This window comes from Kitasatospora sp. NPDC042419, from assembly GCF_056437345.1.
Genome location: NZ_JBWKAW010000002.1, coordinates 187,331 through 205,849, shown reverse-complemented (window position 1 = coordinate 205,849; position 18,519 = coordinate 187,331). Strand labels below are relative to the sequence as shown.

Sequence of the window (18,519 nt, the reverse complement as noted above, 5' to 3'; positions counted from 1 at the left end):
GGGTGAGTAAACCCGGAGCAGGGGTGGTGGGGAAGCACGCACGCGTGGACTCCCCACCACTGCGCGCCCGTTGACGCTCCCTCCGGTCGGCGGTTTCACTCGATGCCGTAGGCACCGAAGTGTGCCCGTCAGAAGGAGGGGTAGCGCGATGAAGGCAAACCCGACCCGACCGGCACCCGCACCCGACAGCGTCGAAGCGCCCGCACCGCGGCTGCTGCCCGTCCTCGCGGCCGGCTGCGGCTGCAGTGCGGGGTGCGGCTGTGGCTGCCAGTCCGGCGGACCCTGCCAGTGCGGCGGGGTCGACGGCGGCTGCTGCGGCCACTGAGGCGCACCCACCGCTGCGGAGCTCCGGGGTGCACGGCTGCCGTGGGAGACGGCCGTGCACCCCGGCCTCCTCACCGCCGGGGCGCCGGCGGGACCTGTCGACCGTCCGGGGAGGTCCGCGCCCCCCGGGCGGTCAGAACTTCACGTCGGTGCAGGAGTAGAACGCGTTCCCGGTGTCCGCGATCTCCCAGACCGCGACGACCACGTGGTGGCCGGTCCGGCCGCTCGGCAGGGTCGCGGTGTGGCTGACCGTGCCCGGCACCTGGGCGCCGTTGTACGGGACGGTCAGGAACGGCGTCAGGTCCAGGTTGGCCCGGGTGACCTTCTGCGTCGCGTCGTAGCCCGCCTTGGTCAGGTAGTACTTGAAGTCGGTCGTCGCGTGCCGGGCGGTGAACTTCCAGGTGAAGGTCCGCTGCTGCCCCGCCGACACGGCCGTGGCCGGCCAGCCGCCGCCGCGCGGGTCGTCCAGCTCGGCGAACCGGCTGTTGCCGCCGGCGCAGATGGCACCGTCGGCCGGGCCTCTGGTCGGGAACCCCTTCGTCCCCTCGACGCTCTGCGGCTCCCACTGGATCTCGCCGCAGTTCTTGACCGTGCCCGCCCCGCAGAGCGCGGCGCGGCTGGGCGGGGTGGTGATGTAGCCGTGCGACTGCGCCGGCAGCGCGACCGCGACCGGTACCGCCAGTGCGGCGATCACGGCTCCGACGACATGACGTGTGCGCATGGTGCTCCTCCGTGGGGGTGGATGGAGAGTGCGCCGGGCGCAGACGCGCGCGCGTGGGGGTGCGGCTGCCTACGGGTGAGCCCTTGGCATGCCTGCGCCGGGCCGGTGCTCACACGGTAGGAGCAGCCACTAGGGTCGTCAATGGTCTGAACCACTTTCGGAACACCCAACAACCAGCTGTGACAGGGGAGTTGGATGAGCCCTGCGCTCCTACGCCCATCGCCGAACGGGCGGAGCCGGAACGACGAGGGCCCCGCCCCCGAGTCCGGGGAGCGGGGCCCTCTGGGGCCGTTTCGGCAAGTGGCTTACTTCTTGCCCTGGGTTTGGACTGTCGATTTGCCGGGCCTGATCAAGGGGCTCTGACCTGGGGCTGAGCCGTCGATAGTCGTCATCGTTGGCCGCCCTTGATCGGCACCGGACGGCCCACAGACGGCCCGGGCCGGCAACTACCTGCGGTGCACCTGAGAAGCACGCTTGCCACCCAAGAGCAGCACAGCAATAGCAGCAACGTCGACGAGCGCTTGATGTAGATGCCCCGCCGGCACCGCGAGTACCACGACAACAACGATGACGGCGACAGCCCAGGGCGCGGGATCGACAGTTGACAGGGGACGCGGGGCAGGAGTCAGACTCATAGGGATACCTCCACGGTGTCAGCAGCCCGCGCCCATTGCTCTTGGCTTGGACCCCCTGAGCAACGTGCGCGGGCTTCTTCCTCGAAGCCCCATGATGCTCAGTCAGCGCCCCGCCAACGCAAACCGCCCAACGTCCTGACAGGGCACCCCTTCGGCCAGCGGATTCACCTCGGCCGGAGTCATGCACCACGCCACCGAATACGCACCTGACCTGGAGCGATACCGCCCTACCACATATCCGAAAGCAACCCACCCTGACAAGACAAAGAGTACCGTGAAAAATGCATCGAGAACGTCGGAATGCCCTATTTTGAAGTTAAATATCCGGTGGTGCAACTCACACAAAAACTACGACTCGTGCTTCATTTCGGTTGACCTTCCGTGACCTACGACCCGCTCAAAGAGTGCGCCCGACTGCCGGTGGGACAAATCCACGGTCCGCACCAGGACGAAGCCCTGCCCCAGGTAGTACCGGTGCAACCCAGGGTTCGTCTTCCACGCATCGAGCCGAAGGCTGGACTTGCCCGCAGCCGCCGCACGGGCCGCCGCCCAGCGCAGCATCTGCGCGCCTACGGCCTGGCCGGCCACCGCGCGAGCAATGGCCATCCGGTGCACGTACAGCGCCGCCCCCGGCTCGTCGTCGGCCTGCCAGAACTCCGGATCCGCCTCCTCGTCGACGGTCAGCGTTCCAACCGGCTCGCCGTCGCGGAAGGCGAGGAAGCACTCCCCCCGACTCATCGAGTCAAGCAACCGTTCCCGGCGCGGGGGAAACTGCCACTGGTCGCTCCCGAGCAACGCCAGCCATGCGCCCGCGCCGGTCAGCAGCCCCTCAACCAGGGGAAGTTCGTCCGGCATTGCTGCTCGCATCTCCAGCTCGGTCATTCGGCACCATCCTGCGGCTGCTCCCACTGCCGCTCGTACGAGATGACATGCCGGTCCCCTGGCAGCACAGTCACCGCGACGCGCACCGGTCGGCCGTCGGCCGTGAATCCGGTGCAGACGTGGTACGCCACGGGACTTCCCGGCCCCAGCTCAAGGCGGTGCGCTTCCTCGGGAGTCGGCATCCGCACGTACAGTTCGTCGAGCGCCTGCACCTGGCGGTAGCCCAGCTCGGCGAGCACCTCGTTCGCGCCGCGCGTGATGTCCTCCGGCCGCATGATTTCGGAGTCGCGGACGATGTCCAGCGGGAAGTAGCTGTCGTTCACGTTGAACGGCTCGTCGTCGAGCCAGCGGATACGCCGACGCACCGCAGCTAGCTCTCCGGCCTCCAGATTCAGGCGCTTCGCGATGTCCGGCGCAGGCTCCACGATGGCCACCTCGATGAGCTGGCGCGGCTTCCGCCCCTCCGCCGAGTGCTCCGTGACGAAGGCGTCCATCTCGGCCGAGTAGGGGCGCTTGCGGAATTCGGCCTGCGGTCGGAACACCATGGGCCGGCGCTCCTTCACGAAGTAGCCCCGGGGCCTCATCGGCACGACCAAGCCTTCGTTGACCAGCGCGCCGAGCGCCTGCCGCACAGTGCCTCGCCCGACGCCGAACTGCGCGATCAGGTCGGCCTCGGTCGGCAACTGCGCGCCGGCCGGGAGCGTCCCATCCGCGATCTTCTGCCTCAGCGCGTCGGAGATCTGCTGGTACATGGGCGCTCGCCCAGATCGCATCGCTGACATGCAGACCATGAAACAGCAGCTCACGACGCATTGTCTAGTCAATGCGAACGATGCGCTTGACCTTCGGTCGCCGAGCGTGCCAATCTCTTCACCGGCAGCATTGTTCGGACAATGCAGACCATGCCAGGACTTTGCCATGGAGCGGCGCTCAAACCGCCAAGTCAGCACGCCGCTCCATGCCCCAGTGAAGGGAGTTCCATCATGCACGCTTCGCTCGCCACCCAGCCACTGACCGTCGGCCCGATCCGCTCCCAGGTGGGCGTGTTCGGCGACCCGGACGACAGCGAGAGCGCCCCGCGCGTGGCGGTGCAGATGACCCTGCACCTGTCGTTCGCCGAGATCCTCGGCCGCCTGCTGTTCACTCCGAGCGCGCTGCTGATGCGCGAGGACCTGGAGCCCGGCAACGAGTCCAAGGTCATCGAGTGCCTGTGGTTCGCCATGGCGCAGACCGCCGTGGACGTGGCCGAGGACTACGCCGAGATGGCCATGGACATCTACACCGGCCGCCACGCCTCCGCCCTCCACGACTTCGCGGTGCGCCTCGGCACCGTCATCACCCACATCTTCGGCGTCACCGCCCCCGAACCGGCCGCCCCCCGGATCGCGCCCACCGACTGAACACCCCGACCCGGGCGAGCGCTCACCGGCGCCCACGGGCGCTCACCACCCGCTCACCTGGACCAGTCGGCCGACCGCGTTCCGCCCCTGGTCGGCCGACTCCCCGGCGGCCGACCGGCCCGGTGAACACCCGACCGCTCACCGCCGCTCACGGGACCGTTCCCGGCGTTCCCGCCGACCGTTCCCGCATTCCCGGAAGCACTTCCCGCCCTTTACGGAACTGCATCGGTCGCCCACTGACCAGCAGCAACAACCCGACCGACAGCCGACCCGCTCACGGGCGAACACCCCGACTACAAGCCCAACTCCCGACCCATGAGCGGGGCCGACTTCCGGTCCCTGGAACCGCCGCCCCCGGCCCCCGGGACCGGCGCCCACGTGAGCGGTGGACACGGGCGTCGTGAGCGCCCGTGAGCGTCGGTGAGCATCCGGCCCGACCGCATTCCCGACCCGCCACCCGACTGAGGAGACCCTCATGAACACCCCGCCGATGACTGCCGACCCAGCGCCGCTCACGGACCCGGACCCGACGGACTACCTGACGGTGCCCCAGGTCGCCTACGCCCTGCGACTGTCGCAGGAGACCGTCTGGCGCATGGCCCGCAGCGGGCGCCTGGACGCCTACCGGGTCGGCAACGGCCGGGGCCAGGTCCGCATCCCCCGCGACGCCTTCCGCGCCTACCTGGCCGCCACCGGACTGCCCGCAGGCCTGTCCGCCGTCGCCGCCGCAGCCCCGTCCAGCAGCCGGGAGCGCTCCCCCTGGACCACGCCCCGAAGCTGACCCGCCCCACCGCCCGCTCCGAAGCGGCCGCCGTGTCCAGAAAACTGGACGCCCGGCGCCGGCGGACAAGCAAGAAGAGCACCGGTCGCGCCCGGCGCCAGGTGCTCCTCTTGCTGTTCGGCGAAGCCGCCGAAGGTCGTGCCGCGCAGCGGCTCCTCATCACGCCCTGAGGATCACGCTCACTACAAGAACAGCCCCTCCCTTTTTCCTAAGAAGGGAAGCTCTGCGTCACCGCGTCACCCAGAGCCGAAAAACCGCCTCTGACCTGCGACAACACGGGTGACGCAGACGGCATCCTCTGCGTCACCCCTGCGTCACCGCGTCACCCGCAGACCCAGATCTGCGTCACCACACCCCAACTACAACAGCCCCTCCTCTTTTCCTAAGTAGGAGAACGCTGCGACATGTGCGTCATGCGAGCCGGAAAACAGCCCCTGACCTGCACCAATGACCATGACGCAGACACCAACGGCTGCGTCATCCTGCGACATGTGCGACATGCCATGACGCAGCCCATGACGCACCGATGACGCAGCCCCCGGCCGCTTCGTCATGCAAAAGCCCAGGTCACAGGCCCGCATGTCGAAGATGACGCAATGACGCAGAAATCCGCACCTCGGACAACTCCCGGGCACCGCTCGATCCCCCGTGTCATGCGGTGACGCAGCCGGTGACGCACGGGTGACGCAGGCCCCCGCCGCTACGTCACCCAAAACCCCAGGTCACAGGGCCCGGGTGTCGCAGGTGACGCGGTGACGCAGAAATCCCCACCTGGGACAACACGACGGCCGCCAGAAGCCCCGCCCGCTCCCCCCTCCGCGCCCCGCCGGACCCCGGAACCGGCACCCGGACCCAGCGTCCACCCTCGCTAGACCTAGCAACCCCGCTACCAAGCAAACCAGCCCCTGACCAGCCACCTAGCGATCAAGGGCGCCCCACCGCGACACCCCGAAAGCCGCCCCCAGCACACCCCCCGACACCCCCGCCAGCCGCTAGTGCTAGGCACCGCGCCCGGCACCACCCCGGCCGCCGCCAGCCGCTCTGACACCCCCTGACACCTGACACCCGCTGACACCCAAACCCCTAGGCAAACGCGGTGTCAGACGGCCGCTGACGGCCCCTGACACCTGATCCTGACGCCCGCCGCAACCGCCCCGAGGAGAGGCCCGTGGCCAACCGCAGCACCCCCGCCGACACCCGGCCCGCCGTGACCGCCCTCCCTGCCCGCTTCCTCACTCCCGAGGACATCGCCTCCCTCTTCGGCGTCCCCCTGGAGACCGTCTACCAGTGGCGCCGCAAGCGCACCGGCCCGCCCGCCTTCCGCGTCGGCCGCCACCTCCGCTACCACCCCGACGCCGTCGCCCAATGGGTCACCGACCGGACCCGCGACGCCGCCTGAACCGCCAGGGAGCCGCCAGGGAGGCAGGGAGAACTCCCTCCCCGCCTCCCTGACCACCGAACAGTCCCTGATCAGCAGCGACACCGCCACAGGGAGGCAGGGAAGCGCCCACGCACCCTCCCGAACACCCCGGATCCACCACCCATCACCGCCCCGGACGCCTCCCTCCCTGCCCCACCACACCCACCCCCCGACCTCGAGGAGCGGCCCCATGGCCGGCCACATCCAAGACCGCTGGTACAAGACCGAGACCGGCCCCGACGGCAAGCCCCACCGCGTCCGCACCGACCGCTACGGCACCGGCAAGCGCTACCGCGCCCGCTACATCGGGCCCGACGGCACCGAGAAGAGCAAGAGCTTCCCCGACCGCCAGAAGCGGCTGGCCGAGGACTGGCTGACCCGGATCGAGGCTGACATGTCGCGCGGGCAGTACCTCGACCCGATGGCCGCGAAGACCACGTTCCAGGAGTTCGCCGAACACTGGCTGAGGAGTCAGACCAGCGACCCCAACACGCAGGCGTCGATGCGCTCGCAGCTCCGGCGGCACGCCTTCCCGCGGATCGGGGCCCGGCCGCTCGGGTCGTTCCAGCCGGGGCACATCCGGGAGTTCGTGGCGCAGTTGGAGACGTCGGGCATCTCCGGCTCGTACGCCCGGGTCATCTTCTCCAACGTCCGTGCCGTGCTGAGCGCGGCCGTGGACGACGGTCATCTGCCCAGGAACCCGTGCGCCGCGCAGACGGTCAAGCCGCCGGTCGTCGGGTCGAAGCGGGTCGTCCCGTGGCAGCCGGACCGGGTGTTCGCCGTCCGGGCCGCGATGACCGAGCGGTACCGGGCGACGGTCGACGTGGGCGCCGGCTGCGGGCTTCGGCAGGGCGAGATCCTGGGGCTGGCCATGGACGCGCTGGACTTCGTGGCGGGCACGATGCACGTCACCCAGCAGCTGAAGCTCAGCCTCAGCAAGCCGGTGTTCGCCCCGCCGAAGGGCGGGACGCTGCGGAGCGTGCCGCTCCCGGGCCCGGTGGCGGACGCGCTCCGGGCCCACATCGAGCGCTTCCCTCCGGTGGAGATCACCCTGCCGTGGATGAAGACCGGCGGGCCACCGGTCACCAAGCAACTGATCTTCACAAGCCTGTCGGACTCGATCGTCTGGCGCGGCATGCTCAACGAGGACTACTGGAAGCCCGCGCTGGCCTCCGCCGGGGTGATCCCGCCCCGGGCCAAGGGGGAGTCCCACGCCGCCGCTCGGGAGCACGGCATGCACGCGCTGCGGCACTTCTACGCCTCGGTGCTGCTGGACGCCGGGGAGAGCATCAAGGTCGTCAGCGAGTACCTGGGGCACGCCGATCCGGGGCTGACGCTGCGGGTGTACGCGCACCTGCTGCCGGACAGCCGGGACCGCGCCCGGAAGGCGATCGAAGGGGTCTTCGGGGTTCAAGATCACGAAGGCTGACGGCCCACAGACGGCCCGGAAATGAAGACGGCCCCTCACCAGCGCTGAATGCGCAGGTGGGGGGCCGTTTCGCCAGGTGGGTTACTTCTTGCCCTGGTTCTTGACCGCCTCGATGGCGGCCGCGGCGGCGTCCGCGTCGAGGTAGCGGCCGCCCTTGACGACCGGCTTGAAGTCGGCGTCCAGCTCGTAGACCAGCGGGATGCCGGTCGGGATGTTCAGGCCGGCGATGTCCTCGTCGGAGATGCCGTCGAGGTGCTTGACCAGTGCGCGCAGGCTGTTGCCGTGGGCGGTGACCAGGACGGTCTTGCCGGCGGCGAGGTCCGGGACGATCGCGTCGTACCAGTACGGGAGCATCCGCTCGACGACGTCCTTCAGGCACTCGGTGCGCGGACGCAGCTCGCTCGGGATGTCGGCGTAGCGGGCGTCACCGGCCTGCGAGTACTCGGCGTCGTCGGCCAGCACCGGCGGCGGGGTGTCGTACGAGCGGCGCCAGAGCTGGAACTGCTCCTCGCCGAACTCGGCCAGGGTCTGGGCCTTGTCCTTGCCCTGGAGGGCACCGTAGTGCCGCTCGTTCAGGCGCCAGCTGCGGCTGACCGGGATCCAGTGGCGGTCGGCCTTGTCCAGGGCGATCTGGGAGGTGCGGATCGCGCGGCGCAGCAGCGAGGTGTGCAGCACGTCCGGGAGGTAGCCCTCGGCGGAGAGGAGCTCGCCGCCGCGCGCGGCCTCCTTCTCGCCCTTCTCGTTGAGGTCGACGTCGACCCAACCGGTGAACAGGTTCTTCTGGTTCCACTGGCTCTCGCCGTGACGGAGCAGGATAAGTCGGTACGTCGTGTCAGCCATGGCCTCCAGCTTAGTGGAGCACCGGAAACCCCCTGGTGGGGGCCTCGCCGGATGAGTAATGTGTGCACAGCGTTAGTGACACTTACTTGCGAGCTGAGCGGTCCTGCCCTTCCCGCTCAGCGGACATCCGCCTGCCCGGGAGCCCCCACATGCCCGACCTGTCCTTGTCCGCCCGCGCCGGCAGAGCCGTGACCGAGGCCCTGAGCGGGCTCCCCCGCCAGTTCTGGTGGCTCTGGACGTCCACGCTCATCAACAAGCTCGGCGCGTTCGTCGTCACCTTCCTCGCCCTCTACCTGACCACCGAGCGGGGCTACTCGGCCTCCTACGCGGGGCTCGTCGCCTCGCTCTTCGGCCTCGGCTCGGCCGTCGCGTCGGTCGGCGCCGGGGTGCTCACCGACCGGATCGGGCGGCGGCCGACCCTGGTCGCCGCGCAGCTCGGGACGGCGCTGTTCACGGCCGTGCTCGGCTTCACCGACGGCCAGGTGGCCATCGCGGTGGTCGCCTTCCTGGTCGGCCTCTGCAACAACGCCACCCGGCCCGCCACCTCCGCGATCATCGCGGACATCGTGCCCGCCGAGGACCGCGTCCGCGCCTACGCGCTGAACTACTGGGCGATCAACATCGGCTTCGGCCTCTCGGCCGCCGCCGCCGGCCTGATCGCCACCCACGGCTACCTCACGCTCTTCCTGCTGGACGCGTTCTCCACGCTGGTCTGCGCGGTGGTCATCTTCGTCCGGATACCCGAGACCAGGCCGGACACCCCGGCCGCGAAGCCGGGCACGCCCGCCATCGGCCTCGGCACGGTGTTCCGGGACGGCCGCTTCATGGCGGTGGTCGCGCTCAACCTGCTGCTCGCCCTGGTCGCGCAGCAGGGCTCCACCACGCTCGCCGTGGACATGGGGCGGGCCGGCATCACCGCCACCCAGTACGGGCTGGTGATCGGCCTCAACGGGCTGCTCATCGTGGTGCTCCAGATCCCGCTCACCCGGTGGATGGAGGGGCGCGACCGGACCGCCCTGCTGGTCGCCAGCGCGCTGTTCATCGGCTGGGGCTTCGGGCTGACCGCGCTCGCCGGGTCCTCGGCGTGGTTCTACGCCTTCACCGTGGCGGTCTGGACGATCGGGGAGATCCTGAACGCCCCGACCATGATGGGCCTGGTCGCCGAGCTCTCGCCGACCGAGGCGCGCGGCCGCTACCAGGGCGTCTACTCGCTCTCCTGGTCGCTCGCCTCCTTCCTCGGACCGGCGGTCGGCGGGGTGCTGCTGGAGCGGGCCGGCAGCGCGGTGATGTGGGGTGCCTGCGCGGCCTGCGGGACGGTCGCGGCGGCCGGGTACGTGCTGCTCGGGCGGCGGCCGGGCGCGGCGCTGGCGGCGGTCGTGACCGGGCCTCCGGCGACGACCGCCGCGGCCGGGCCCGCGCCGGTGCCGGCGGCGCCCGGGGCGGCGACGCCCAAGGTGCTCCGGAAGGCGGACGCCGAGCCGGAGCGGGCCTCGACGGGCGGCTGAGCCGGGCCGTCGAGCCGGGCCGCTACTCGGCGCCGGTGCCCTCGGTACCGGCGGACGGCGTCGCGCCGGTGCCGGCCGGGCCGGCGAGGTGGGCGAATGCCACCAGGTTGCGGGTGGACTCCCCCCGCTTGGTGCGCCACTCCCACTCACGGCGGATCGCGGTGGCGAAGCCCAGCTCCAGCAGCGTGTTGAACGGCTCGTCGGCGTTCTCCAGCACGGTGCCGAGCAGCCGGTCCACGGTGTCCGGGGTCAGCGCCTCCAACGGCAGCCGGCCCGCCAGGTAGACGTCCCCGAGCGCGTCGACGGCGTAGGCGACGCCGTACAGCCGGGTGTTCCGCTCCAGCAGCCAGCGGTAGACCGCCTCGTGGTTCTCGTCGGGGCGCCGGACCACGAAGGCGTTCACCGAGAGGGTGTGGTCGCCGACCCGCAGGGCGCAGGTGGTGCTGAGCTTCCGGTTGCCCGGGAGGGTCGCCACCAGCGTGTACGGGTCGGTGGGGGCCGGCTCCCAGGCCACCCCGGCCTCGTCCAGGGCGGCGCGCAGGAGGGTCAGGGCCTCGTCCTTGGTGCGGATTGCCATGGGGGTGACGTTACTCGGCGGTACGGCGCCGGCGCAGCAGCACACCGGCCGGACACCCCCGCCGTTCCCCCTCCCGCGGCGGGCCCGCGCGGGAGGGCCCCCGGGGTCGGGCCCGCCGCGGGAGGGCCCGTGCGGTCGCCGCCGCCGGCGGACCGGCCGCCGGTGTGGACCGCCCGCCGGTGTGGACCGCCCGCCGGTGTGGGGCGGCCGCAGCCGTCAGACCAGCCGCAGCCGGGAGCCGGCGAGCCGCCCGGCCGGGCGGGCCAGGCTGCCGGCGTACACCTCGGCCGTGGTCGCGGCGGCACTGTCCCAGCCGAACCCGGCCGCGTGCCGGGCCGCCGCGTCGCCCTGCCGGGCCACCAGGCCCGGGTCGGTGACGTACGGTTCCAGCGCGCGCGACCAGGCCAGCGGGTCGTGCCCGTGGACCAGGGTGCCCGTCACACCGTCCCGCACCGCGACCGGCAGACCGCCCACCGCGGCCGCCACCACCGGCGTGCCGCAGGCCTGCGCCTCCAGCGCGACCAGCCCGAACGACTCGCTGTACGAGGGCATCACCAGCGCCGTCGCCGCCCGGTACCACTCGGCGAGCAGTGTCTGGCCCACCGGCGGGTGGAACCTCACCACGTCGCCGATGCCCAGCTGCGCGGCGAGCTTGTGCAGGCTCTCCGGCTTGGCCAGGCCGGTGCCGGACGGGCCGCCGACCACCGGCACCACCAGCCGCTCCCGCAGCTCCGGCCGCCGCTCCAGCAGCTCGGCGACCGCGCGCAGCAGCACGTCGGGGGCCTTCAGCGGCTGGATCCGGCCGGCGAAGAGCAGCACGGCGGCGTCCGGCGGCAGGCCGAGCCGGGCCCGGGCCGCACGACGGGCCGCCGCGGCGGCCCGCGCGCTCGACGCGGGCGAGGCGCTCAGGAGGCCGGCGGGGTTCGAGCCCCCCGGGCCGCCCGGGCGGAAGACGTCCAGGTTGACGCCGGGGTGGACCACGGCCAGCTGGTCCGGGCGGGCCGCGTAGAAGCGGGCCAGCTCGGCGGCCTCCTCGGTGGTGTTGGCGATCAGCCGGTCGGCCGCCTCCACCACCTGGGTCTCGCCGATCACCCGGGCGGCCGGCTCGGGGGTGTCCCCCTCGGCCAGCGCGGCGTTCTTCACCTTGGCCATGGTGTGCATGGTGTGCACCAGCGGCACGCCCCAGCGCTGCGCGGCCAGCCAGCCGACCTGGCCGGAGAGCCAGTAGTGCGAGTGCACCAGGTCGTAGTGGCCGGGGCGGTGCCCGGCCTCGGTGCGGAGCACGCCGTGGGTGAAGGCGCACAGCTGGGCCGGCAGGTCCTCCTTCACCAGGCCCTCGTACGGACCGGCCGTGACGTGCCGGACCAGCACCCCGGGGGCCAGCTCGACGGTGGGCGCGTCGTCCGAGCAGATCGCCCGGGTGAAGACCTCGACCTCGATGTCGAGCTCGGCGAGGCGCTTGGCCAGCTCCACGATGTAGACGTTCATGCCGCCCGCGTCCCCGGTGCCGGGCTGGTGCAGCGGTGACGTGTGGACGCTGAGCATGGCTATCCGGCGCGGGCGGCGCTGACGGCCCTGGACGAGCGACTGGAGCCGGCCGCGCGCGGGCGGGGCCGGCTGGGCACGGCGAACCGAACGGACGGGGTGCTGGATCACCTGGCTGAAGCCTCCTCTGTGCTGCCCGTCTCTGCAGCCTGCTTGCCTGCTGCGTGCTGTCGGTGTGCGCGATTCCGCCCACGCCGCACCGCCGCGACACCTGCTGCGCCACGGCGGCGTGCCGCCCCGTCCGGGCACGCGTCACCACCAGTGTGCCAACCACGTGGTCACCGACCGGCATTCCCGTCTCGCTGCATGAGATGGCGGACGGGACGGCGGATCCGCCGGGTACCCCGTGCGCGGGGGCCGCGCGCCCGGGCCGCCCGGGGCCCCCGGAGCCGCGCCGGGCGCCCGGACGGGCCACGTACGCTGTGGGGCATGGCCGCCTCCTTCGACTCCCCGTCCGCGCCCGTCCGCGCGCGGACGGGACGGCCGGTGGGCACCGTGACGCGCGGCACCACCAACACCAACCGGCTGCGGCGGATGGACCGCTGGATCGCGCACGCGCTCGGGCCCGCGCTGCGCTCCGCCGGCCGCCCGCCGGTCGCCGTGGACCTCGGGTACGGCGCGGCGCCCTGGACGGCGGTCGAGCTGTCCGGACGGCTGCGCGCCGTGCGGCCGGACGTCCGGGTGGTCGGGATCGAGATCGAACCGGCCCGGGTGGCCGCCGCCCTGCCGTACGCGGTGCCGCCGCTGCTGACCTTCCGGCGCGGCGGCTTCGAGGTGCCGCTGGACGGGGGCGCACCGGCCCAGCTGATCCGGGCCGCGAACGTGCTGCGCCAGTACGACGAGTCGGCGGTGGCCGGGGTGTGGGAGCGGCTGTGCGCCCGGCTGGCTCCGGACGGGCTGCTGGTCGAGGGCACCTGCGACGAGGTCGGCCGTCGGCACGTGTGGGTGGCGCTCGGCCCGGAGGGGCCCCGGACGGTGACCTTCGCGGCCCGGCTGGGCGGCCTCGGCCAGCCGTCCGACCTGGCCGAACGGCTGCCCAAGGCGCTCATCCACCACAACGTGCCGGGCCGACCGGTGCACGCCTTCCTCCGCGACTTCGACCGCGCCTGGGCGGCGGCCGCGCCGTACGGGGCGTTCGGCGCCCGGCAGCGCTGGGTCGCCGCCTGCGCCTCGCTGGCGGGCGACTGGCCGTTGGTGGACGCGCGGGGGCGGTGGCGGCAGGGCGAGGCCACCCTGCCCTGGGCGGCGCTGGCGCCGTAGCGGCCCCCGTGCCCGGGGTTCCCGCGCCCGGGATGCCCGCACCCGAGGTGCCCGGAAGGGCCCGTCGCGGACGTCCGGAGGGGCCCGCCGCCCGTGTCCGGTCGGGCCGGGTTCCGGGACCGGTCCGCCGACCGCGTCCGGACGCCCCCGAAGGTCCGCCGACGCCCGGGAGCCGGTGAGCGAGTCTGCGGATTCACTCGAACGAGTTATCGAATATCTATGGCGTGTTGACGCCCCGCCACGCCACCATGGGGGCACCCGGGCAGGGCCTCACTCCTGCCCCGCCAGACCGAGTTCCCGCCCCACACCCGCGAACACCTCGTACATCCCGCTCCCGAACAGCACGAACCGCACCTCCTCCAGTCCACCGCCGAACCCCGGCTCCGCCGTCACCTCCGCGACGGTTCCGAGCGCGATCCTGGCCGCATCCGCCGGCGGCCACCCGTACACCCCGGCCGACACCGCCGGGAAGGCCACCGTGCGCGCGCCCAGCTCCGCCGCCACCCGGAGCGACTCGCGGTAGCAGGAGGCCAGTAGCTCCGCCCGCTCGTCGTACTCGTCCTCAAGATGAACCGGCCCCACGGTGTGCACCACCCAGCGCGCCGACAGGTCGCCGGCCGTGGTCGCCACCGCCTGTCCGGTGGGCAGGCCCCGGCCGTACCGCGAGGCCCGCAGTCCGCGGCACTCCTCCAGGATCCGCGGGCCGCCCTTGCGGTGGATCGCACCGTCCACGCCACCGCCGCCCAGCAGAGAGGAGTTGGCGGCGTTCACCACCACGTCCACCTGCTGCGCCGTGATGTCACCCTCGACCAGGGTGATCCGCACCACCATGCCGTCCCCTTCCTCCGGCCCGTCCGCACGCCCGTCGGCACGGGCCTCCGCCGATGTCCCCGCTCCCATCCAACACACCGCCACCGGCGTGGCGATAGCCACAACGGCGCCGGTCGGCCAGAGAAATCCCCGGAGATCACGTTATGGTCGCGAGAAGTTCCCCGCCGCGGGGTGCCAAGCGGGCACTGCGGACGGACGCCGGCCGTTACGCATTCGGGGAAGAGGAGGATCAACCGATGCCCGCAACGGGAGACGGGCGGGCGCCTGGTGCCGCGGACCTGCCCGGTGCCGTGGACAGCACCCACGCCAGGTGTGCCCGCGACCGATCCGCCCAGGCCCACGCCGAGCAACCGGCCGCACCCCGCACGGCGACCGCGCCGATACCTCACCCCCGGTCGGACACCGGCGCCTCCAACGCGAGGGCCGGAGCCGCCACCGGAGCCCCCACCGCCGCGGCCGACGGCAGGAGCGCCGGGAGGCCCACCGCCCCGGTCCGCTCCCCCTCCGCACCGGCCACCGCCCCGCTCAAGCTGCTGGTCATCGAGGACGACGCCTCCGACGCCCAACTGCTCAAGGCGGCGGTCGCCGACAGCGGCGCCCCCATCGAGATCCACTGGGCCCGCGGCCTGGACCAGGCCGCCGACATGCTCGCCCCCACCCCGTCCGGCACCCGGCGCGGCCGGTCCCGCGGCAACGACTTCAGCTGCGTCCTGCTCGACCTCGACGCCCCCGCCGACCTGCCCCACCCCTCGGACCCGTCCGACGGCCTGGAGGGCCTGCACGAGCTGCTCCGCCGGGCGCCGCACACCGCCGTCGTGGTGCTCACCGACGCCGCCGGCGCCGAACTGGGCGCGGCGGCCGTGGCCGCAGGCGCCCAGGACTTCCTGATCAAGAACGAGACCGACGGCCCGCTGCTGGCCCGGGCCCTGCGGTACGCGGTCGAACGCAAGCGCGCCGACGAGTCGCAGCGCCGCCTGGTCGAGGCCGAACTGCGCGGCCAGGAGAACGCCCGTCTGCAGCGCCACCTGCTGCCCACCCCGCTGCTGGACGGCGCCGACCTCTCCTTCACCCGGCGCTACCGCCCCGGTCGCCGCCGCGCGCTGCTCGGCGGCGACTTCTACGACGCCGTGCGCACCGACGACGGCACCGTCCACGTGGTGATCGGCGACGTCTGCGGCCACGGCCCCGACGAGGCCGCCCTCGGGGTGGCGCTCCGGATAGCGTGGCGCACCCTGGTCTTCGCCGGCCTCACCGGCGAGGCCCTGCTCAGCACCCTCCAGCACGTGCTGGAGCACGAGCGCCGGAGCGACGAGATCTTCGCGACGCTCTGCATGCTGGTCATCGAACCGGGCGACCCCGGGACCCCGGGCGGCGCCGAGGGGGCCCGGCTCTACCTCGCCGGCCACCCCGCGCCGCTGCTGCTCGGCGCGGACCACGCACCCGTCACCCTGCCGTCCGAGCACGCCGGCCCCGCTCTCGGCCTCCTCCCCTGCGACGACGGCCAGGCGGTCTGGCCGTCGCACCGGTTCGAACTCCGCCCCGGCTGGCGGCTGATGCTGTACACGGACGGACTGATCGAGGGCCGGGTCGGCGCCGGGTCCCGCCGCCTCGGCCAGGACGGGCTGGCGGACCTGGTCGGCGACCACCAGTCCGCCGGACTGACCAGGGGGCGGCTGGTCGACAGCGCGATCGCCGAGGTCGAGGAGCTGAACGGCGGTGCGCTGACGGACGACGTCGCGGTGCTGCTGCTGGAGCGCAACCCCGTGCAGCTGATCCTGGGCTGAGGCCGCCCCGGGCCGTCCAGACCGTCCCGGCCGTCCCGTCCTGCACGGACGGAACGGTCAGGACGGCGGTCGGCAGGGCGGCGGTCGGCAGGACGGCGGTCGGCAGGACGGCGGTCGGCCGGACTGCCGCGGGAAGGTGACGGGCGGCTGCGGGCAGCGGGCGGGCAGCGAAGAGCCCCGGCCCCCGCAGGACGGACCTGCGGAGACCGGGGCTCGGAGTTCCCTCCGCCGCCTGCCCCTACCAGGGCCCGTACGGCCCCATGTTGCGCCGGTCACCCCGGCCGCCCCGGTCGGTCAGCGCCCGGATCGCCGGGCGGACGTCCACCACGTAGACGATCGCCGCGACCAGGCCCGCCAGGGTGAGGAAGCTGGTCAGGAAGTCCGCCCCGAAGAGCAGGTCCAGCCCGAACGCGATACCGAGGACCGCCAGCCAGAACCCCTTGGTCTTCTTGTCCGCCGCCCGGTAGGCGTCCTCCGGCCGGGTGACCGCGTCGATCAGCGCGTAGAGCTTGTAGCCCAGGATGGCAACGGCCAGCCACCAGAACGGATTCAGGTAGTCCAAGACCAGGATCTGGCCCACTCCGGCCATCACGGCCTCCTCTGCGTCTCGACTGCGGCCCCCTGCCGCCCATCCTGGCACGGTGAGCCGCCCGCCAGGGTGTCAACGTCCCGGCGGCGCCGGTGGTGCCCCGGTCCGCCCCGCGGCGCTCGGCCCGGCTCCCGCGTGGCTCCCACCGGACGTCTGCCCGGCTCCTACTCGGCGGACTTGCGGGTGCGGCCGCCCTTCCTGGGGGCGGGCGCGTCCTCCTCGACCAGCTCCGCCTCGATCGGCTCGGCACCCGCCGGCTCGGGCTCGACCGCGTCACCGTCGGCGTCGACCCGGCCCCGGTCGACCACGACCTTGCCGCGCTCGGCCAGCTCGTCGTACGTCTCCTTGGCCTTCACCGCCAACTCGACCGCACGGCCGACCTGCTGGAGCGCGAAGCTCTGCGCCTTCTCCTGCAGCACCTTGAGGTCGGTCGGCAGGGTGGTGACCGACTCGGCGACCTTCGCCTGCGCCTCGACCAGCCTGGCCTGGGCCTCGGCCAGCCGGGCGGCGGCCTTCTCCTGGGTGCCCTTGCGGTCCGCCGCGAGCGCCTCCACCTTGCCCGGGACCTCGCGCAGCTTCTCGTAGGCGATGTCCCCGGCGCCCGCGAGGGCGTAGAGCGGGGTCGGGTCGGTCAGGGTCTTCTTGATGTCGTCCGTGATCGGCATGGCCGGTCCTCCCGTGGTGTTTAGGGTGCCTTGCCCTCGTCCTCGTCCGTGCGCTCGCCCGCGCCGGGCTTCCCGTCGGTGGCGTTCTCCTTGAGGAAGGCGTCGTAGACCGCGAGCAGCGCCTGCTTCTGCTGCTCGTTGATCAGTGGATCGGCGAGGATCGAGGCCCGCAGTTCCAGGCCCTCACCGCGCCGCTCCTCCAGGATCCCGGCCTGGACGTAGAGCGTCTCCGCCGAGATCCGCAGCGCCTTGGCGATCTGCTGCAGGATCTCCGCGCTCGGCTTGCGCAACCCTCGCTCGATCTGGCTGAGGTACGGATTGGACACGCCGGCGGCCTCCGCCAACTGCCGCAGCGAGTACTGCGCGTTCCGACGCTGCTCGCGGATGTACTCGCCCAGCGAGCCGACGTTCAGTGAGGCCATGCGACCACCCTGCCCCACGCTGCTTGCAAATGCAAGCAGGCCGCTAGCGCCAGCAAACGCCCGGCCGGCGGCAGCGGTCCTTAGGTCAGGACCGGGCGGTTGGCCGAGGTGTACTCATCCGCGACGTTGAACACGCAGGCACAGCTGGGACACTCCGCATCGCCGAACAGGTGGGCGATCCCCTCGGAGAGCGCGTCTTCCCCGTCGCGGGCGGCGATCCCGTGCATCCACCGGCCGACGCCGGAGAGAGCCGCCGGGGACACCGGCCGCAGGTCACGTCGGTTCACGTCTCCCAGGTGCCAGTCCCGGACCGTCGAGTAACGCCCGTGGTCACCGATGGCGATCGTCACCTCCACGGCACAGTGGGGGCAGTCCACGCGGTAGAAGTCGTCCGTGAAGTCCCCCAGGACGGCCGCCCAGTGGAACTGCCCCTCGGTTGCGAGCAGTGCGCGGAAGGCTGCGAGGTGGTCGGCCGGCCGCGACCGCAGGTGCCTGTCCAGCAGCTCCCGGAACTCCGAGACCGCGTCCGCGCAGTCTGCGAGCAGATCGTCGCAGCCGTGGTGTCCCGCCGCGCGTTCGAGGATCTCGCCGGCCAGACGACGCGCCGACGCGCTGCCGGACGCGAGGCGCACGAGGCGCGGCAGCGCCACGAAGCCGGCGGGCGACACCAAGTCGTGTTCGAGGACCAGCCGGTACCCCAGCTCCTTCCACGCATCGGCGTCGTCCCCGCCCTCCACGCGCTCCAGGAGCTCGGGGACGCGATCGGTGTCGAAGCGACAGTCGTACACCTCTGCCCAGTTCGCCACCCAGGCATTGAATCGCACCGCCGAACGCGGGACCCAGGGCCCTCGGGTGTCGGATCGGGCGGGACGACGACCGATGCCGCGTCCCACCCCCTGGGCGCGGAGG

Annotated in this window: 18 protein-coding genes; 7 read left to right on the top strand and 11 right to left on the bottom strand. The window is 72.5% G+C overall.

Annotated elements, in window-relative coordinates:
- Nucleotides 1-457 precede the first annotated feature (457 nt).
- The 3 genes from AC067J_RS04665 to AC067J_RS04655 all read right to left on the bottom strand — a co-directional run bounded on the left by AC067J_RS04665 (nt 458) and on the right by AC067J_RS04655 (nt 3,314).
- Nucleotides 458-1,045 carry a lytic polysaccharide monooxygenase gene (locus AC067J_RS04665; protein ID WP_478296518.1) on the bottom strand — a complete coding sequence of 196 codons (588 nt, stop codon included), beginning with the start codon at nt 1,043-1,045 and terminating at the stop codon, nt 458-460.
- 983 nt (nt 1,046-2,028) lie between these two features.
- Nucleotides 2,029-2,562 carry a GNAT family N-acetyltransferase gene (locus AC067J_RS04660; protein ID WP_478296517.1) on the bottom strand — a complete coding sequence of 178 codons (534 nt, stop codon included), beginning with the start codon at nt 2,560-2,562 and terminating at the stop codon, nt 2,029-2,031.
- Entirely contained in the window at nt 2,559-3,314 is a 756-nt protein-coding gene (locus AC067J_RS04655) for a GntR family transcriptional regulator (protein WP_478296516.1), read from the bottom strand. The genes AC067J_RS04660 and AC067J_RS04655 overlap by 4 nt, the downstream gene beginning before the upstream one ends.
- A 231-nt stretch (nt 3,315-3,545) precedes the next feature.
- Here AC067J_RS04655 and AC067J_RS04650 point away from each other — a divergent pair, with 231 nt between their 5' ends.
- From AC067J_RS04650 to AC067J_RS04635, 4 genes are all read left to right on the top strand, one after another.
- Nucleotides 3,546-3,962: a hypothetical protein gene (locus tag AC067J_RS04650; RefSeq protein ID WP_478296515.1), complete on the top strand. Its 417-nt coding sequence runs from the start codon at nt 3,546-3,548 to the stop codon at nt 3,960-3,962.
- Between the two features lie 475 nt (nt 3,963-4,437).
- Nucleotides 4,438-4,743 (top strand): helix-turn-helix domain-containing protein, encoded by a 306-nt coding sequence (locus tag AC067J_RS04645; protein ID WP_478296514.1) that lies wholly within the window; start codon nt 4,438-4,440, stop codon nt 4,741-4,743.
- Between the two features lie 1,168 nt (nt 4,744-5,911).
- The gene (locus tag AC067J_RS04640; RefSeq protein WP_478296513.1) at nt 5,912-6,142 is read left to right on the top strand and encodes a helix-turn-helix domain-containing protein; all 231 of its coding nucleotides are present in this window, start codon (nt 5,912-5,914) and stop codon (nt 6,140-6,142) included.
- A 211-nt stretch (nt 6,143-6,353) separates the two neighbouring features.
- Nucleotides 6,354-7,592, top strand: coding sequence for a tyrosine-type recombinase/integrase (locus tag AC067J_RS04635; RefSeq protein ID WP_478296512.1), 1,239 nt, complete (start codon nt 6,354-6,356; stop codon nt 7,590-7,592).
- Nucleotides 7,593-7,673: 81 nt separating this feature from the next.
- On the opposite strand, the gene AC067J_RS04630 is transcribed toward AC067J_RS04635, so the two are convergent.
- Nucleotides 7,674-8,432, bottom strand: a complete 759-nt coding sequence (locus AC067J_RS04630; RefSeq protein ID WP_478296511.1) for a phosphoglyceromutase — start codon at nt 8,430-8,432, stop codon at nt 7,674-7,676.
- Nucleotides 8,433-8,581: 149 nt separating this feature from the next.
- Between AC067J_RS04630 and AC067J_RS04625 the strand changes: the two genes are divergently transcribed.
- Entirely contained in the window at nt 8,582-9,937 is a 1,356-nt protein-coding gene (locus AC067J_RS04625) for an MDR family MFS transporter (RefSeq protein ID WP_478296510.1), read from the top strand.
- Nucleotides 9,938-9,959: 22 nt separating this feature from the next.
- On the opposite strand, the gene AC067J_RS04620 is transcribed toward AC067J_RS04625, so the two are convergent.
- Nucleotides 9,960-10,514: a type III secretion system chaperone family protein gene (locus AC067J_RS04620; protein ID WP_478296509.1), complete on the bottom strand. Its 555-nt coding sequence runs from the start codon at nt 10,512-10,514 to the stop codon at nt 9,960-9,962.
- A gap of 216 nt (nt 10,515-10,730) precedes the next feature.
- Complete coding sequence (locus tag AC067J_RS04615) at nt 10,731-12,059, bottom strand: glycosyltransferase (RefSeq protein WP_478296931.1); 1,329 nt, start codon at nt 12,057-12,059, stop codon at nt 10,731-10,733.
- 429 nt (nt 12,060-12,488) lie between these two features.
- Between AC067J_RS04615 and AC067J_RS04610 the strand changes: the two genes are divergently transcribed.
- Nucleotides 12,489-13,319 carry a class I SAM-dependent methyltransferase gene (locus AC067J_RS04610; RefSeq protein ID WP_478296508.1) on the top strand — a complete coding sequence of 277 codons (831 nt, stop codon included), beginning with the start codon at nt 12,489-12,491 and terminating at the stop codon, nt 13,317-13,319.
- 270 nt (nt 13,320-13,589) lie between these two features.
- On the opposite strand, the gene AC067J_RS04605 is transcribed toward AC067J_RS04610, so the two are convergent.
- Nucleotides 13,590-14,147, bottom strand: a complete 558-nt coding sequence (locus AC067J_RS04605; RefSeq protein ID WP_478296930.1) for an O-acetyl-ADP-ribose deacetylase — start codon at nt 14,145-14,147, stop codon at nt 13,590-13,592.
- Between the two features lie 239 nt (nt 14,148-14,386).
- Between AC067J_RS04605 and AC067J_RS04600 the strand changes: the two genes are divergently transcribed.
- A complete protein-coding gene (locus AC067J_RS04600) occupies nt 14,387-15,934 on the top strand; it encodes a PP2C family protein-serine/threonine phosphatase (RefSeq protein ID WP_478296507.1) in 1,548 nt (515 codons plus the stop codon).
- A 238-nt stretch (nt 15,935-16,172) separates the two neighbouring features.
- Here AC067J_RS04600 and AC067J_RS04595 read toward each other — a convergent pair whose 3' ends face one another.
- The 4 genes from AC067J_RS04595 to AC067J_RS04580 all read right to left on the bottom strand — a co-directional run bounded on the left by AC067J_RS04595 (nt 16,173) and on the right by AC067J_RS04580 (nt 18,416).
- On the bottom strand, nt 16,173-16,523 hold the full coding sequence (locus AC067J_RS04595; RefSeq protein WP_478296506.1) for a DUF2516 family protein: 351 nt from the start codon (nt 16,521-16,523) through the stop codon (nt 16,173-16,175).
- A gap of 164 nt (nt 16,524-16,687) precedes the next feature.
- Nucleotides 16,688-17,188, bottom strand: a complete 501-nt coding sequence (locus tag AC067J_RS04590) for a hypothetical protein (protein ID WP_478296505.1) — start codon at nt 17,186-17,188, stop codon at nt 16,688-16,690.
- A gap of 20 nt (nt 17,189-17,208) precedes the next feature.
- The gene (locus tag AC067J_RS04585) at nt 17,209-17,610 is read right to left on the bottom strand and encodes a helix-turn-helix domain-containing protein (protein ID WP_478296504.1); all 402 of its coding nucleotides are present in this window, start codon (nt 17,608-17,610) and stop codon (nt 17,209-17,211) included.
- A gap of 80 nt (nt 17,611-17,690) precedes the next feature.
- The gene (locus AC067J_RS04580; protein WP_478296503.1) at nt 17,691-18,416 is read right to left on the bottom strand and encodes a hypothetical protein; all 726 of its coding nucleotides are present in this window, start codon (nt 18,414-18,416) and stop codon (nt 17,691-17,693) included.
- Nucleotides 18,417-18,519: the final 103 nt, after the last annotated feature.

Bases quoted from the DNA above. Each gene is read 5' to 3' on its own strand.
- AC067J_RS04635 (WP_478296512.1), top strand. From the start codon at position 6,354: ATGGCCGGCCACATCCAAGACCGCTGGTACAAGACCGAGACCGGCCCC.
- AC067J_RS04655 (WP_478296516.1), bottom strand. From the start codon at position 3,314: ATGTACCAGCAGATCTCCGACGCGCTGAGGCAGAAGATCGCGGATGGG.
- AC067J_RS04615 (WP_478296931.1), bottom strand. From the start codon at position 12,059: ATGCTCAGCGTCCACACGTCACCGCTGCACCAGCCCGGCACCGGGGAC.
- AC067J_RS04595 (WP_478296506.1), bottom strand. From the start codon at position 16,523: ATGGCCGGAGTGGGCCAGATCCTGGTCTTGGACTACCTGAATCCGTTC.
- AC067J_RS04610 (WP_478296508.1), top strand. From the start codon at position 12,489: ATGGCCGCCTCCTTCGACTCCCCGTCCGCGCCCGTCCGCGCGCGGACG.
- AC067J_RS04600 (WP_478296507.1), top strand. From the start codon at position 14,387: ATGCCCGCAACGGGAGACGGGCGGGCGCCTGGTGCCGCGGACCTGCCC.
- AC067J_RS04585 (WP_478296504.1), bottom strand. From the start codon at position 17,610: ATGGCCTCACTGAACGTCGGCTCGCTGGGCGAGTACATCCGCGAGCAG.
- AC067J_RS04630 (WP_478296511.1), bottom strand. From the start codon at position 8,432: ATGGCTGACACGACGTACCGACTTATCCTGCTCCGTCACGGCGAGAGC.
- AC067J_RS04625 (WP_478296510.1), top strand. From the start codon at position 8,582: ATGCCCGACCTGTCCTTGTCCGCCCGCGCCGGCAGAGCCGTGACCGAG.
- AC067J_RS04665 (WP_478296518.1), bottom strand. From the start codon at position 1,045: ATGCGCACACGTCATGTCGTCGGAGCCGTGATCGCCGCACTGGCGGTA.
- AC067J_RS04590 (WP_478296505.1), bottom strand. From the start codon at position 17,188: ATGCCGATCACGGACGACATCAAGAAGACCCTGACCGACCCGACCCCG.
- AC067J_RS04650 (WP_478296515.1), top strand. From the start codon at position 3,546: ATGCACGCTTCGCTCGCCACCCAGCCACTGACCGTCGGCCCGATCCGC.
- AC067J_RS04620 (WP_478296509.1), bottom strand. From the start codon at position 10,514: ATGGCAATCCGCACCAAGGACGAGGCCCTGACCCTCCTGCGCGCCGCC.
- AC067J_RS04660 (WP_478296517.1), bottom strand. From the start codon at position 2,562: ATGACCGAGCTGGAGATGCGAGCAGCAATGCCGGACGAACTTCCCCTG.
- AC067J_RS04645 (WP_478296514.1), top strand. From the start codon at position 4,438: ATGAACACCCCGCCGATGACTGCCGACCCAGCGCCGCTCACGGACCCG.